This is a genomic window from Companilactobacillus suantsaicola (assembly GCF_004745525.1).
GTDB classification, from domain to species: Bacteria; Bacillota; Bacilli; order Lactobacillales; family Lactobacillaceae; genus Companilactobacillus; species Companilactobacillus suantsaicola.
In genome coordinates this window covers 1-14,337 of the sequence record NZ_RKLY01000011.1, presented here as the reverse complement: position 1 = coordinate 14,337, position 14,337 = coordinate 1, and the positions used below count along the sequence as shown (strand labels likewise).

At 37.6% G+C, this 14,337-nt stretch carries 12 protein-coding genes; 10 read left to right on the top strand and 2 right to left on the bottom strand.

The features are described 5' to 3' along the window. Positions 1-13: 13 nt before the first annotated feature. The 10 genes from EGT49_RS05465 to EGT49_RS05420 all read left to right on the top strand — a co-directional run bounded on the left by EGT49_RS05465 (position 14) and on the right by EGT49_RS05420 (position 10,809). Positions 14-715 (top strand): NAD-dependent protein deacylase, encoded by a 702-nt coding sequence (locus tag EGT49_RS05465; RefSeq protein WP_167849769.1) that lies wholly within the window; start codon positions 14-16, stop codon positions 713-715. 45 nt (positions 716-760) lie between these two features. Next, positions 761-2,782, top strand: a complete 2,022-nt coding sequence (gene metG, locus EGT49_RS05460; protein WP_167849768.1) for a methionine--tRNA ligase — start codon at positions 761-763, stop codon at positions 2,780-2,782. Positions 2,783-2,785: 3 nt separating this feature from the next. After that, the gene (locus EGT49_RS05455; protein ID WP_135372307.1) at positions 2,786-3,547 is read left to right on the top strand and encodes a TatD family hydrolase; all 762 of its coding nucleotides are present in this window, start codon (positions 2,786-2,788) and stop codon (positions 3,545-3,547) included. Between the two features lie 2 nt (positions 3,548-3,549). Continuing rightward, the gene (gene rnmV / locus EGT49_RS05450) at positions 3,550-4,125 is read left to right on the top strand and encodes a ribonuclease M5 (RefSeq protein ID WP_135372305.1); all 576 of its coding nucleotides are present in this window, start codon (positions 3,550-3,552) and stop codon (positions 4,123-4,125) included. Continuing rightward, complete coding sequence (rsmA, locus tag EGT49_RS05445; RefSeq protein WP_135372304.1) at positions 4,112-4,990, top strand: 16S rRNA (adenine(1518)-N(6)/adenine(1519)-N(6))-dimethyltransferase RsmA; 879 nt, start codon at positions 4,112-4,114, stop codon at positions 4,988-4,990. The genes rnmV and rsmA overlap by 14 nt, the downstream gene beginning before the upstream one ends. Before the next feature lie 79 nt (positions 4,991-5,069). Continuing rightward, positions 5,070-5,354, top strand: a complete 285-nt coding sequence (locus EGT49_RS05440; protein WP_135372303.1) for a Veg family protein — start codon at positions 5,070-5,072, stop codon at positions 5,352-5,354. 818 nt (positions 5,355-6,172) lie between these two features. Further along, positions 6,173-7,015, top strand: coding sequence for a pur operon repressor (gene purR, locus EGT49_RS05435; protein ID WP_135372301.1), 843 nt, complete (start codon positions 6,173-6,175; stop codon positions 7,013-7,015). 74 nt (positions 7,016-7,089) lie between these two features. Further along, positions 7,090-8,478 (top strand): bifunctional UDP-N-acetylglucosamine diphosphorylase/glucosamine-1-phosphate N-acetyltransferase GlmU, encoded by a 1,389-nt coding sequence (gene glmU, locus EGT49_RS05430; protein WP_135372299.1) that lies wholly within the window; start codon positions 7,090-7,092, stop codon positions 8,476-8,478. A gap of 14 nt (positions 8,479-8,492) precedes the next feature. After that, positions 8,493-9,470, top strand: coding sequence for a ribose-phosphate diphosphokinase (locus EGT49_RS05425; protein WP_135372297.1), 978 nt, complete (start codon positions 8,493-8,495; stop codon positions 9,468-9,470). 307 nt (positions 9,471-9,777) lie between these two features. Further along, the gene (locus EGT49_RS05420) at positions 9,778-10,809 is read left to right on the top strand and encodes a hypothetical protein (protein ID WP_167849765.1); all 1,032 of its coding nucleotides are present in this window, start codon (positions 9,778-9,780) and stop codon (positions 10,807-10,809) included. Between the two features lie 62 nt (positions 10,810-10,871). On the opposite strand, the gene mscL is transcribed toward EGT49_RS05420, so the two are convergent. Next, positions 10,872-11,282, bottom strand: coding sequence for a large conductance mechanosensitive channel protein MscL (gene mscL, locus EGT49_RS05415; protein WP_135372293.1), 411 nt, complete (start codon positions 11,280-11,282; stop codon positions 10,872-10,874). A gap of 778 nt (positions 11,283-12,060) precedes the next feature. Beyond that, the gene (locus EGT49_RS05410) at positions 12,061-13,752 is read right to left on the bottom strand and encodes a glycerol-3-phosphate dehydrogenase/oxidase (protein WP_135372291.1); all 1,692 of its coding nucleotides are present in this window, start codon (positions 13,750-13,752) and stop codon (positions 12,061-12,063) included. Between the last annotated feature and the right edge of the window lie 585 nt (positions 13,753-14,337).

Below are 14,337 nucleotides of genomic sequence, written 5' to 3'. Positions count from 1 at the left end.
TTTTGTGCAAAAGATTGAGGAATTTAAACAATTATTGAAAGAGGCAAAATTCGTAACATTTCTAACGGGTGCCGGAGTTTCAGTTCCATCGGGGATTCCTGATTATCGTTCGAAGAATGGACTCTATAAAAGGGAAAAATTTAATTTTCCGCCCGAGTATATGTTGAGTCACGACAATTTAATCAAGCATCCAGATATTTTTCACGATTTTGTCGTTCATAATATGTACTTTCCTGATGCACAACCAAATATCATTCATAAAAAGATGGCTGAAATTTCCAATCAAAAAGGTGCTATCGTGACACAAAACGTTGACAAGTTGCACACTAAAGCTGGTGCAAAAAATGTCATAGAATTTCACGGTAACTTGTACGATAATATTCATTGCTTAACTTGTGGCAAAGAGTTCGATTACAAGCAGTATTTGAAGGATTATCGACATCACGAAGACAACGGGATCATTCGTCCGGGGACGACGGTTCTGTATGGTGAAAATATTAACCCTGAAAACTTTCAAAATGCCGCTTTGGCGGTTCAAAAAGCTGACTTATTGGTCGTGGTTGGAACTAGTTTCAAAGTTTATCCGTTCGCCGGTTTACTAGAATACAGTTCACCTAAGGCAAAATTAGTCGCTATCAATAAGGAAGATTTACACATGGATTCAACAGGTTTAATGATTACGGATGATGCAACGAACGTTTTTTCACAAATATAAAAAAATGCTATACTTAATATCAATTTGAAAGCGGTGGAGGTTAATATATTGACTGAAGATAAAAAAACATTTTACATAACAACTCCCATTTATTACCCATCAGGTAAATTAACAATTGGGAACTCATATACAACGATTGCGGCGGACACATTAGCTCGTTACAAACGTAATGAAGGCTACGACGTCTTTTTCCTAACTGGAACAGATGAACATGGTCTCAAAATTGAACAAAAAGCCGAAGAAAAACACATGCAACCACAAGAATACGTGGACATGATGGCTAAAGGTATCAAAGAACTCTGGAAGAAATTGGACATTTCCAACGACAAGTTCATTCGTACCACTGACGAATATCACGTTAAGGCTGTCCAAAAGATTATTGAACGCTTGATCAAACAAGGCGATATTTATTTAGGTGAATATGCTGGCTGGTATTCAGTTGATGACGAGGAATATTTCACTGAATCACAATTGGCTGAAGTTTACCGTGATAAAGATGGCAATGTTACCGGCGGAAAAGCTCCTTCTGGACATGAGGTTCAACTAGTTAAAGAACCTTGTTACTTCTTTAGAATGAACAAGTATGCCGACCGTTTGTTGCAATATTACAAAGATAATCCAACCTTCATCCAACCAGAAATTAGAAAAAATGAAATGATCAACAACTTCATTAAACCAGGTCTTGAAGACTTGGCTATTTCAAGAACTAGTTTCAACTGGGGTGTTAAGATTCCAAGTAACCCTGAACACGTTGTTTACGTTTGGGTTGATGCTTTGTTGAACTATATCACAGCTCTAGGCTATGGTAGCGATGACGATTCACTCTTCAAGAGATACTGGCCAGCTAATGTTCAATTCGTTGGTAAGGAAATTGTCAGATTCCATACAATTTATTGGCCAATTATTTTGATGGCACTAGATTTGCCACTTCCAAAACAAGTCTTTGGTCATGGTTGGTTATTGATGAAAGACGGTAAGATGTCTAAATCTAAGGGTAACGTTGTTTATCCTGAAATGTTAGTTTCTAGATACGGACTAGACTCACTACGTTATTACTTGATGCGTGCTATGCCATTTGGAAATGATGGTGTCTTCACTCCGGAAGATTACATTGACAAGATCAATTACGATTTAGCTAATGACTTAGGAAATCTTTTGAACAGAACTATTTCAATGATCAACAAGTATGACGATGGCAAGATTGTGACAACGACAGCTGTTACTGACTTGGATAAAGATTTGGAAAAGACTTATGCTGATACTTTGAGCGAGTATCGTCAACACATGAATAAGTTTGAATTTCCTGATGCACTAGCTAGTGTCTGGGCCTTCATCAGTCGCGCCAACAAGTATATTGATGAAACACAACCTTGGGTTTTAGCTAAAGATGATAGTAAGAAAGCTGAATTACAATCAGTTCTTGGACATTTAGCTGAATCACTTCGCTTGATTGCTTTGTTGATCAGTCCAGTTATGACACAAGCACCAGTTAAGATGTTTGCTCAATTAGGATTAGATTATGACAATGACAAGTCATTAGACTTTGGTGAAACAGTTGTTGGTAAGACAGTGACTGAAAAACCAGAACCAATTTTCCCAAGACTAGATGCAAAAGAAGAAGTCGATTACATCAAGGGTAAGATGGCTGAAGAACAAGCTAAGCATGGTGCTGGTAAGTTGAGTAAGTCTGCTCAAGCTAAAGCCAAGGCTCAAAAAGAAGCTGACGACGGTTTCCCAGAAGAAATTCAATTCGACGATTTTGCTAAAGTTAAGATGGTTGTAACTGAAGTTCTTGATGTTAAACCAGTTGAAAATTCTGATAAGTTATTACAATTTAAGCTTGATGATGGTACTGGCGTTGATCGTCAAATCCTTTCAGGTATGCACAAGTATTATCCAAATTACAAAGAATTGATCGGTAAGAAAATCTTAGCAGTTGTTAATCTCAAACCTCGTAAGATGGTTGGTGAATGGAGTAACGGAATGTTACTTTCAACTGAAAAAGGTGACGAAGTTAAACTTGCTATTGTCGACAATTCCCACAAGAATGGAGCAGTTTTAGGTTAATCTATGAAAATATTTGATACGCACACACATTTAAATGACGAAGCTTTTGCCGGTCAAACCCAACAATTTATCGACAACGCAAAAGAACTAGATGTTGTGGAAATGGCCATCATTGGTTCGAATGAAGAATTTAATATTGAAGCAATTCGTCTAGCTCAAAATTATCAACCACTGCATGCCGTTGTTGGTTGGCATCCTGAATTTTCTAAGGAATACAACGAAGAACAACTTGTTAATCAAATCCAGTTACCAGAAGTAGTCGGTATCGGTGAAATTGGTTTGGATTATCACTGGGAAGAAGATCCTGAACCAGCAATTCAAAAGAAGGTTTTGATTCAACAATTAGATGTGGCTAAGCAATACAATATGCCGGTTTCTATTCATTGCCGTGACGCCTTTGATGACATGTATCAAATTTTGAAAAATCATGATATGTCTAAATCTGGTATCATCATGCACAGTTTCAACGGGGATGTAAATTGGTTGAACAAGTTCTTAGATCTTGGTTTGTGGATTTCTTACAGTGGTGTGGTTTCATTTAAAAATGCGCCTGAGGTTCATGAATCAGCTAAGAATACGCCTTTAGATCGACTCTTGGTGGAAACTGATGCACCTTATTTGACGCCAGAACCTTATCGTGGTCATCAAAATCAACCAGCTTATACGAGATATGTGGTTGATGCGATTGCCAAGTTGAAGGACATCGACCCATCTGTTGTGGCTGAAGAAACCTTTAATAATGCTCACAAAGTGTATAATTTATAATTATGAAAAAAATAAAAGAAATTATTGTGGTTGAAGGCAAATCCGATACTAATCGTTTGAAAGATTGTTTCGGGGATGTCGACACGATTGAAACGACGGGATCGGCTTTGAATCAAGAAACGCTGGAACGCATCAAAATTGCCCAAAAGACACGGGGGGTAATTATTTTTACCGACCCAGATTTTAATGGCAATCGTTTGCGGACTATCATTTCAAAAGCTGTTCCAGATGCTCAACAGGCTTTTTTGCCCAGAAATCAAGCTACTCCTAAGAAGAGCGACGGTAGTTTGGGAATTGAACATGCCAATAATGCCGACATTAAGGCTGCTTTAGAGGCAGTTTACACGAAGAGTGACACCGATTTTCAAAATTACGACCGTGCTGATTTGGTCAACTTGGGCTTGACGGGGTTAAGTGATTCGCAGCAAAGACGTGAATTCGTTGGCTCTGAGTTGAAGATTGGTTACACGAATGCCAAGCAATTTTTGAATCGATTGAATATGTTTCAAATTGCTCCCGAAGATTTAGTTTCAGCAGTTAAAAAATTTGATGAAGGAAGTACCCATGACACAAAATAGATTAAGTATCGCCGATCCTATTCGTACCAATGACATCATGCGTAAATACAAGCTACGTGCCAAGAAAAGTTTAGGACAAAATTTTTTAACGAATGAAAAAGTCTTGGACGGAATCGTTGACGCTAGCGGCTTACAAGCTGATGAAATTGCGATTGAAATTGGTCCTGGTATTGGTGCTTTGACGGAAAAACTTGCACAAGTGGCCCAAAAAGTTTATGCCTTTGAAATTGATGAAAACTTGATTCCAGTTTTGGCTGATACGTTGCAGTATTACGACAACATCGAGGTTATCAATCAGGATATTCTAAAAGTTGATCTTGACCAATTTGTCAAAGATCACAATTTGGAAGGTAAGACAATTAAGGTAGTTGCCAACTTGCCTTACTACATCACAACGCCAATCATGTTGAATCTTATTAACAGTGACTATCCATTCCAATCATTAGTTTTGATGATGCAAAAAGAAGTTGCTGAAAGAATTACCGCTAATCCGGGTCATCGTGAATATGGTTCCTTGACAATTGCTGTGCAAACACAAATGAAAGCTAGAATCGATCGAATCGTTGGACGTAATTCATTTATTCCTAGACCAAAAGTTGATTCAGCCGTAGCAGTTTTGGATCGTTTGCCAAAAGCAGAAATCGATATTGACGATCCAGTCTTTTTCAACAAAGTTGTTCGTTCATCTTTTGCACATAAACGTAAGAGCTTGATGAACAATTTGTTGAATTGGCAAGGTCGCACTGATGAAAGCCGTGAAAAAATTAAAGCGATTTTTGAAAAGTGTGGGATAGCCGAGAATGCCCGAGCAGAGCAAGTTTCGATTGATCAATTCAAGCAAATGGCTGAAGAATTTAAGAAATGAAAAGACTGTAAGCAAAGATAATCCTTGAAATTTTCAATAAAACGTGGTAAAATTTCACTCCTAAGGAGTGATTATTATAATGCCAACATCATTGAAGACAATCAAGAGTCGTTTAGATTCACACTTAGGTGAGAATTTAACAATTGTCGCACAAGCAGGTCGTAAGAAAGTAATCCGCCGTCGCGGAACTTTGTCAGAAACGTTTCATTCAGTATTTGTCGTAGATTTGGATCAAAATGAAAACTCTTTTGAAAGAGTTTCATACAGTTATGCCGATTTATTGACAAAATCAATTGATATTCACTTTGATAGTGAAGAACCAGCTGAAGAATCTGATATGGATTCAGAAGCAGAAGCCGAATAATAAGAACTCGTTAGTGGGTAACAACCCAATTTTATGAAAACAAGCTCTACAAAAATAAACCTAAGGCAATCGTATTTTGATTATCTTGGGTTTATTTTTTTGGGGTTTTGGTGTTTGGGTAAAGTATGCCGCCCTCCGCAACAAAGCTGATTGGGCTGGAACGCTCTGGGCACTATTTTGAGCTTTTGCAAAGTGCGCAAAATCTCAAAACTAGGCCTTATTCTAAGCGCTAAAGCGCTAAGAATAATTTCAGAGCTGAGCCCATCAGCTTTGTTGCTCCGGTGCTGAATAACGGATCTATGTTTTATATAATTTCCATTTTTTTAGAAATAGATGTTCTATTGGGGTTAACCTATGTTCTTATTTTTATGGAAATGGAATTTTAAACTAGCGTCACGCTATTTTTTAAAACAGTTTAGAGGGGAATTGGAATAGAATTTCTATTTTTGAAAAAAGTTCTTCAATTAAATTATGAAGGCAATGACCCAAACCGAATTCAGAATAAATTGAAATTCTTAAACGAATGGAAAGCAAATAAAAAATAGATCCGTTATCTAGTCTGGAGCACAAAACCTGTGATGGCTCAGCCGCCAAATTCTACTTAGTGCTTTAGCACTTAGTAGAAGGCCAATCTTTGAGATTTTTCCGGGCTTGAAAAAGCTCAAAGTTGCGCCGGCAGCGTTCCAGTCCATCACAGGTTTTGTGCGGAAGACGGCATAAAGTTAGTAAAATGATACTGTTTACATTCAAAAAAATATGAATTGTTCATTGTTTTGCTTTATAATCTTGTAGAGAGATACGTTTTAGGAGAAAAAAAGATGAAAACACGAAGAAGCGAACGTTTAATTGATATGACTCGCTATTTACTCGAACGACCACATACGCTAATTTCACTAGCGTTTTTCGCTGACCGTTACGAATCAGCTAAGTCATCAATATCAGAAGACTTAGGAATTTTAAGAAGAACCTTTATGATTCGAGGCATTGGAGTTTTGGAAACTTTGCCCGGAGCTGGTGGCGGGGTGATTTTTACACCTGGAATTTCTAAAAAAGAAGCCACTGAATTTGTGGAGGAAACTTCAAAAAAATTAGTTGAACCAAATCGGATTTTGCCTGGAGGTTATTTGTATTTAACTGATTTATTGGCAGATCCAGAATTGCTAAGAAATGTCGGTCGAATGATTGCTACACAGTATTCACAAAGTTCAATCGATGTCGTCATGACAGTGGCTACTAAGGGAATTCCGATTGCCCAAAGTGTCGCTAATTTCTTGAATATCCCATTTGTGATCGTCCGTCGTGATTCTAAGATCACTGAAGGTTCAACAATTAGTGTTAACTATGCTTCAGGTTCTAGTGACCGAGTTGAAAAAATGGAACTTTCCAAACGTAGTTTAAAAGAAGGTTCCCGCGTTTTAGTTGTTGATGATTTCATGAAGGGTGGCGGTACGATCAATGGATTGCGTAGTTTGATCTCAGAATTTAACGCAATTTTTGTTGGTGCTACAGTCTTTGCTGAAAATATTAATATCAACAGTCAATTTGGTGATTCAGACGTTACTTCAATTTTTAAAGTAACTAAAATTGATACTAAAAATCGAATTTTAAACGTTGAACCAGGAAATTATTTGACAAATACTGATTTTAGTTATTTTGAATAAATTCTTGATTGAGCAGTTATGTATAATAATGCTATTATATATAAGGATATTTGAATGACTGAAGGGAGTTTCTGATGTCGAATCGTTATGTAATAATTCTTGCAGCCGGAAAAGGCACAAGAATGAAGTCGAGACTATACAAGGTATTGCATCCTGTTGCAGGTAGAGCCATGGTTGACCATGTTTTGACTCAAGTTGAGAAAATTGAACCTGACTTGATTGAAACAATTATTGGTAATGGTGCTGATAAGGTTAGAGATCTACTTGGTGATAGAACGAAGTACGCTTTACAAGAAGAACAACTAGGAACAGCTAATGCCGTGATGCAAGCTGAAAAAGATTTAGGAAATAAAGAAGGAATCACGCTAATCGTAAATGGTGATACACCACTTTTCACTGCCGAAACTTTTGAAAGCTTACTTGACTATCACGAGAAACAAGAAGCAGCTGTAACAATTTTGACAGCCCACGCTGACAATCCATTTGGTTACGGTCGTATTGTCCGTGATAATGGTGGCAATGTTGAAAAAATTGTTGAGCAAAAAGATGCTTCAAGAAGTGAGCAAGAAATTCAAGAGATCAATACAGGTGTTCTCTGTTTTGACAACAAGGTGCTCTTTGAAAACTTGCACAAAGTTAATAATGACAATGCTCAAGGCGAATACTATTTACCAGACGTGATTTCTCTTTTGAAGGAACAAGGTAAAAAGGTTGCCGCTTATGAAATGGCTGATCTTAGTGAATCACTAGGTGTCAATGACCGTGTTGCTTTGTCACAAGCTGAAAAACTTATGCAAAGAAGAATCAACGAAAGTCATATGCGTGACGGTGTTACAATCGTTGACCCAGATAATACTTACATTGATATTGATGTTGAGATTGGTAACGATACTGTTATCGAACCTAACGTTAAGATTTTTGGTAAGACGACTATTGGTTCAGAATGTGTAATTGGTTCAGGTTCAAGAATTTCGGATTCAGAGATTCAAGATAATGTTGAAGTTATCAGTTCAACAATTGAAAGTGCCATTATGCACAAGGGTAGCAACATTGGTCCTAATTCCCACTTGCGTCCTAAAGCTGAAATTGGCCGTGATGTGCATATCGGTAATTTCTGTGAAGTTAAGAATGCCAAGATTGGCGATAGAACTAAAGTAGGACATTTGACTTACGTTGGTGATGCAACACTTGGAACTGACATTAATGTTGGTTGTGGAGTTGTCTTCGTCAACTATGATGGTGTTAAGAAGTGGCACAGTACAATTGGTGACCATTCATTCATTGGTAGCAATTCAAATATTATTGCTCCAGTAGAAATGGCTGACCACTCATTTATTGCAGCGGGTTCAACTATTACAAAGGATATTCCAAAGCATGCGATGGCTATTGCGCGTCAAAGACAAACAAACAAAGAAGATTTTTGGGATAGATTACCACTATCAAAAAGTGAAGAATGGAAATAAGGGTGAATAATTAAATGTCATTTGAAAATAATGAACGACGTATGAAAATTTTTGCATTGAACTCAAACAAGCCATTGGCAGAAAAAATTGCTAAGACTGTTGGAGTACCACTTGGAAAGTCATCAGTTACACGTTTCAGTGATGGTGAAATCCAAATCAATATTGAAGAAAGTATTCGTGGAGCAGAAGTCTTCTTAGTTCAATCAACTTCAGCACCAGTTAACGACAACTTGATGGAACTTTTGATCATGGTTGATGCACTAAGACGTGCTTCAGCTAGTGTGATCAACGTTGTGATTCCTTACTACGGTTATGCAAGACAAGACCGTAAGTCACGTTCACGTGAACCTATCACAGCTAAATTAGTTGCTAATATGTTACAACGCGCCGGTGTTGATCGTGTGCTTGCACTTGATCTTCATGCTGCACAAATTCAAGGATTCTTTGATATTCCAGTTGACCACTTGATGGGTGCCCCATTATTGGCCGACTATTTCCTAACAAATCATCTTGAAGAAGATGCCGTAGTTGTTTCACCTGACCACGGTGGTGTTACTCGTGCTAGAAAGTTAGCCGAATTCTTGAAGACACCAATTGCTATTATCGATAAGAGAAGACCTCGTGCTAATGTTGCCGAAGTTATGAACATTATTGGTAATGTTAAAGGCAAACGCGCCATCATCATTGATGATATGATCGATACAGCTGGTACAATTTCACTTGCATCACAAGCTTTGATCGATGCTGGTGCAACTGAAGTTTACGCATGTTGTACACACCCAATCCTTTCAGGTCCTGCTATTGAAAGAATTGAAGCCTCACCAATCAAGACATTGGTTGTAACAGATTCAATCAATCTCCCTAAAGAAAAAGTTATCGACAAGATGGTTCAAGTTTCAGTTGGACCACTTATCGGTGAAGCAATCAAACGTATTTACGACAATGAACCAGTTAGCCCATTGTTCGACACACGTTTCAAGAGTAAGAACTAGACAAAACAGAGAGTGAAACAAGCCGGTTAGGCTCAGACAGATAGCCTAATTTCACGAATTGCACGCCGATTTTGCGTGTGATTTGGGAAATGTAGCTATATGGCTGGGCCTGGCTTGTGCAACTCGTTTTGAACAGAGAGTGAAACAAGGGAGTTGCTCTTGTGTAACTCGTTTAAGAAATGTTATAAAAAGAGCCACTTTGTAAAAAGTGACTCTTTTTTGATACCGTTTTTAATTTAAGCCGGGATGACTTCGTGATATTATGAGCAATAGAAAGGGCCGATTAAGACCAGTGGGAGTGATATTTATGAAACAATACAAGATTATCGTTTGGGGTCTAGGAAACGTTGGTAGAGCAGCTATCAGAATGATTCAAGAAAAAGAATCTCTGAAATTAGTTGGTGCCGTTGACGTAGATCCTAAGAAAGTTGGTAAAGATGCTGGTGAGATTTTTGATTTTCCAAAGACTGGTATCACCGTAACTGATAATATTGAGTCAGCTTTACAGTTAGATGCTGATGTAGTTTTAGATTACACACCTTTGGTAAGAGACGAAAAAGGCGGTTTTACTCCAAGTGCAAAAGATATTTGTAAAGTTTTAAAAGCTAAGAAGAATGTAATTACGACTTTGCCAATATATTATTCACAAGCAACAACACCAGATTTGTATAAAATGATCAACGATACAGCTAAGGAAAATGGCGTTTCTTATTTGCCAACTGGCTTATTGCCGGGAGCTTATGCTTCGTATATTCCAACTGTTTTGGCAGGTTTAATGGGTCGAGTTGATAAAATTACGGTTCAATCTGGAGAAGATGATCAGCACAACTATTCCAGTTGGGTCAAAGTCTTCGGTTATGGAATGGACCCTGAAAAGTTCCCTCAAGATAAATTAAAGTTAGGGATTGCCTCATACTACATTTCTGGAGTTTACGAGATGGGTGATCGCCTAGGCTTCAAGTTTGATGATATGCAGATTGAACATACTTGCTATACCGCTCAAGAAGATTTGCATCCAATTTTTGGTACGGTCAAAAAGGGTACGATTGCTGGACACAAGTTCGTGATGAGCGGCATGGTCAACGGTGAGGCCAAAGTTAGTTTGATTTATGTGCATAAGATTTGCGATGACGTTAATAAGACCCCAGCCATTGACAATAAGATCCATATCGAAGGAATGCCGAAATCACTCGATATTAGTATCAATGGGATGATGCCACTAGACGAAAGCTATGTAACTAGTGCTGCGCCAAGTGTTAATGTGATTCCAATGGTAGTCGATGGTCAGAGCGGATTCTTACAAGCTTTGGATTTAAAAGTTGTTACACCACTGAAATAAGGCAAAATAAAAACAGAGGTTTATTTTCTGACGAAAGTCTTAATAAATCTCTGTTTTTTTAGTTAATAACGATTGTTATTATTATGTCTTTGTTGATATCTTAGTAAATCACGTATTTGTTGTAAGTATTCAGTTTGTGGATCAGGTATTTCCTCACCATTTTGGTCAAACTTACTACGAGAGCCATCACGACGCATGCGGTTCATCATCTTAACGATCAAGAACACGACGAACATGATGATTAGGAAATTGATTATGGCATTGATTAAGTCACCGATTAAAAAGGTTGCACCTAATACTTGAAACTTCATGTCAGACAGGTCAATTTGCCCAATGATGAGTCCAATTAGCGGATTCAAAAGGTAAGTGGTGATTGCTGATACTAAACTATTAAAAGCAGCACCAACGATAACACCGACGGCTAAGTCAACAACAGTACCACGGGAAATGAACTCTTGAAATTCCTTTAACATTCGACTGATCTCCTTCATTGATTTTTACAAGTACAAACTTCACTTTACTATATTTTGAAAAAAATGAAAGAGTAATTTTATTTTTATTAGTGTTGGTTAAGTATGTCGTCCTCCATAGCAAAGCCGATTTTGGCTGGAACGATGTGGGCACAACTTTGAGCTTTTGCAAAGTGCGCAAAATCTCAAAGCTTGGCCTTATTCTAAGCGCTAAAGCGCTAAGAATAATTTCACATCTGAGCCAAATCGGCTTTGCTATTCCGGACTGAATTTCACTTTTATGTTTTATTTGCTTTCTATTCATTTAGGAATACTAATTCTATTCATGTGTAATACTTGATATTTTTATAGTCAAATTGTTTTTTCTATTCAGAATAGAAATATGAACAGTACAAAAGGAAGACATCACTAGTTTGCCGTTTTACTGCATTTCTAGTAATGTTTTCTATTGTTTTTTTATAAAATTTTACTAACTAAAATTTAAATGAGCATAACGTATCCAGATTATAAATCAATTCTATACTTATTCTGAATAGAACCGAATCCACTTCAAAATTCACCAAAATATTGCATAGATTTGAAATTCAGTCTGGAGCAACAGTTCTGGGAAATGCTCAGCCGTGAAATTTTGGTTAGTGCTTTAGCACTTACCAAAAGACCAATCTTGGAGACAATTCCCGTTTCTGGAATTGGCTTCAAGTTGCGTCCACCGCGTTCCAGCGTTTCCCAGAGCTGTTGCGGAAGACGGCATTTTAACCACTACCTCCAAAAAAGAAATACACTAATTCTTTTTATACTCAGCATACTTCTTCTTAATAGCACTCAAATCAGTTAGAGCTAATTTTTGATTGACCTCATCAGTCATAGCTTTCTTAGTATCTTCATCCCATTGATAAAACTTCGCCATGTACTCAATCACATTAGTTTTAATTGACTTCATATGTTTCAAATCAAACAACATTTGACTACTGCAACGTAAGAGAAAATCAATTGGATGTTCGACCATTTCGTTTTGTAAACCATATTCTAACATAGCCCAATCAACTCTTGGTAGACGTGCCTTAGTGTGTGTTTCAGGTAGTAGTTTGTAAATACTTTCGACGTTTGAGCCGTAACGTTGAACTAGTTTTTCGGCATCTTCACGGTCCAAATCATAATTGGTGATGCCCTCATGAACTTCTTTATCAAAGAAATCCATCCAGTTTTCTCCACCGCCGACATCACCACCGCCAAGGGTTAAATCTCTTGTTTGAGCGGGTTGGAAATCATAATTACTTTCGACGGTCAATTGTTGTGCTACACGGTCAACGATTTTTTCAGCCATTTTACGATAGCCAGTTAACTTTCCACCAGCAATGGAAAGTAGACCACTGTCTGATTGGAAAATCTCATCTTTACGAGAAATTTCAGAAGGTTTCTTGCCTTCTTCTTGAATCAATGGTCTGACACCACTCCAACCAGTTTCGACATCATCAGGAGTTAGGTATTCTGGCAAATCAAACATTTGGTTTGCAGCGGCTAGGATATAAGTTACGTCTGTGGCGGTAATTGAAGGCTCTTTGGGATCGTCGGTCCAAGTTGTGTCGGTCGTTCCAATATATGTTTTGCCTTCACGAGGGATAGCAAACATCATTCTGCCATCGTGGAAAGGTGTATCAAAGTATACGGAATTAGAGATTGGGAATTTTTCATGATCAATTACTAGGTGAACGCCTTTAGTTAGGTGAAGATGTTTACCTTTGTCAGAATCATCCATTTTTCTGATTTCATCTACCCAAGGGCCAGCGGCGTTGATAACTTTTTTGGCATGAATTTCACCAATATCTCCGGTGATTTGGTCTTCAAAGGTAACACCGACTACTTTGTCAGATTCATATAGCAAACCAGTTACTTTGACATAGTTAGCAATTTGAGCACCTAAATCATTGGCCTTTTTTAAAACTTCTAAGGTCAAACGAGCATCATCAGTTCGGTATTCAACATAGACACCTGCACCTTTTAGATTTTCGGATTTCAAATAGGGTTCACGTTCGATTGTGTCACGGGCATTTAACATATATTTTCTTTCGGAGTATTTAACTTCGGCTAAACGGTCATAGACATCCAAGCCGATAGCGGTGGTGAAGGGACCAAAAGTTCCACCTTCATAAAAAGGCAACATCATTTTGACGGGTGTAGTGATTTGCGGAGCGTTGTTATAGACGATTGCACGTTCACTACCGACCTCATGAACTTCTTTTATTGCGGCTTGTTTTAAGTATCTTAAACCTCCATGAACTAACTTAGTTGAGCGGCTAGAAGTACCGGAAGCAAAATCACGCATTTCAAGCAGGCCAGTTTGAATATGGCGACTTTGCGCATCTAAGGCGATGCCACTACCGGTGATACCACCACCAATGACTAATAGATCCAATTTTTGGTCTTGCATTGCTTGCAGATTGTTTGTTCTTGTTTGATTCGAAAATTCTTTCATGAAATCCTCCAATCGCTCAAATTTAGTTCATTGAGCTTAATAAGAAATACAATTTTGAATACTTGCTACTACTTATTTTAATAAAATTAAAGGTTATTTGAAAGCGATTGTCTCTAAAGTGTAGTGAAAACTGCTGTTTTTTCAAAAAGTATCCTTGATGAGTTTAGAAAAATAGCATCTATTCATATTTGTACGTAAAAATCAGTACTTATGAATAGATGCTGTTATTTTTTATTTCTAGATAATTATTAGGATGAAATGAAGTATAGAGCCGCAAAGTAATTCAATACTCATTATGAACAAATCTATATCTATCTCGAAATTTATTGGATCAGCTGTAAGAATATGTACTTAGTCTGGAGTACAAGTCCTGTGATGGCTCAGCTGCCAAATTTCACTTAGTGCTTCAGCACTTAGTGAAAGGCCTAGTTTTGAGATTTTGCGAACTGTGCAAAATCTCAAAATAGTGCCGGCCGCGTTCTGCGATAATCCTTATATGGTTGACATTTCAAAATAGTATAAAAATGTTAACCCAGTAATGGAGGGATTTTATGCAGAAATATACACCTAATCAAAAAATCAAAA

Coding starts and splice junctions, on each gene's coding strand:
- EGT49_RS05425 (WP_135372297.1), top strand. CDS start 8,493: ATGTCATTTGAAAATAATGAACGACGTATGAAAATTTTTGCATTGAAC.
- EGT49_RS05420 (WP_167849765.1), top strand. CDS start 9,778: ATGAAACAATACAAGATTATCGTTTGGGGTCTAGGAAACGTTGGTAGA.
- EGT49_RS05455 (WP_135372307.1), top strand. CDS start 2,786: ATGAAAATATTTGATACGCACACACATTTAAATGACGAAGCTTTTGCC.
- EGT49_RS05410 (WP_135372291.1), bottom strand. CDS start 13,752: ATGAAAGAATTTTCGAATCAAACAAGAACAAACAATCTGCAAGCAATG.
- rsmA (WP_135372304.1), top strand. CDS start 4,112: ATGACACAAAATAGATTAAGTATCGCCGATCCTATTCGTACCAATGAC.
- glmU (WP_135372299.1), top strand. CDS start 7,090: ATGTCGAATCGTTATGTAATAATTCTTGCAGCCGGAAAAGGCACAAGA.
- EGT49_RS05440 (WP_135372303.1), top strand. CDS start 5,070: ATGCCAACATCATTGAAGACAATCAAGAGTCGTTTAGATTCACACTTA.
- mscL (WP_135372293.1), bottom strand. CDS start 11,282: ATGTTAAAGGAATTTCAAGAGTTCATTTCCCGTGGTACTGTTGTTGAC.
- rnmV (WP_135372305.1), top strand. CDS start 3,550: ATGAAAAAAATAAAAGAAATTATTGTGGTTGAAGGCAAATCCGATACT.
- purR (WP_135372301.1), top strand. CDS start 6,173: ATGAAAACACGAAGAAGCGAACGTTTAATTGATATGACTCGCTATTTA.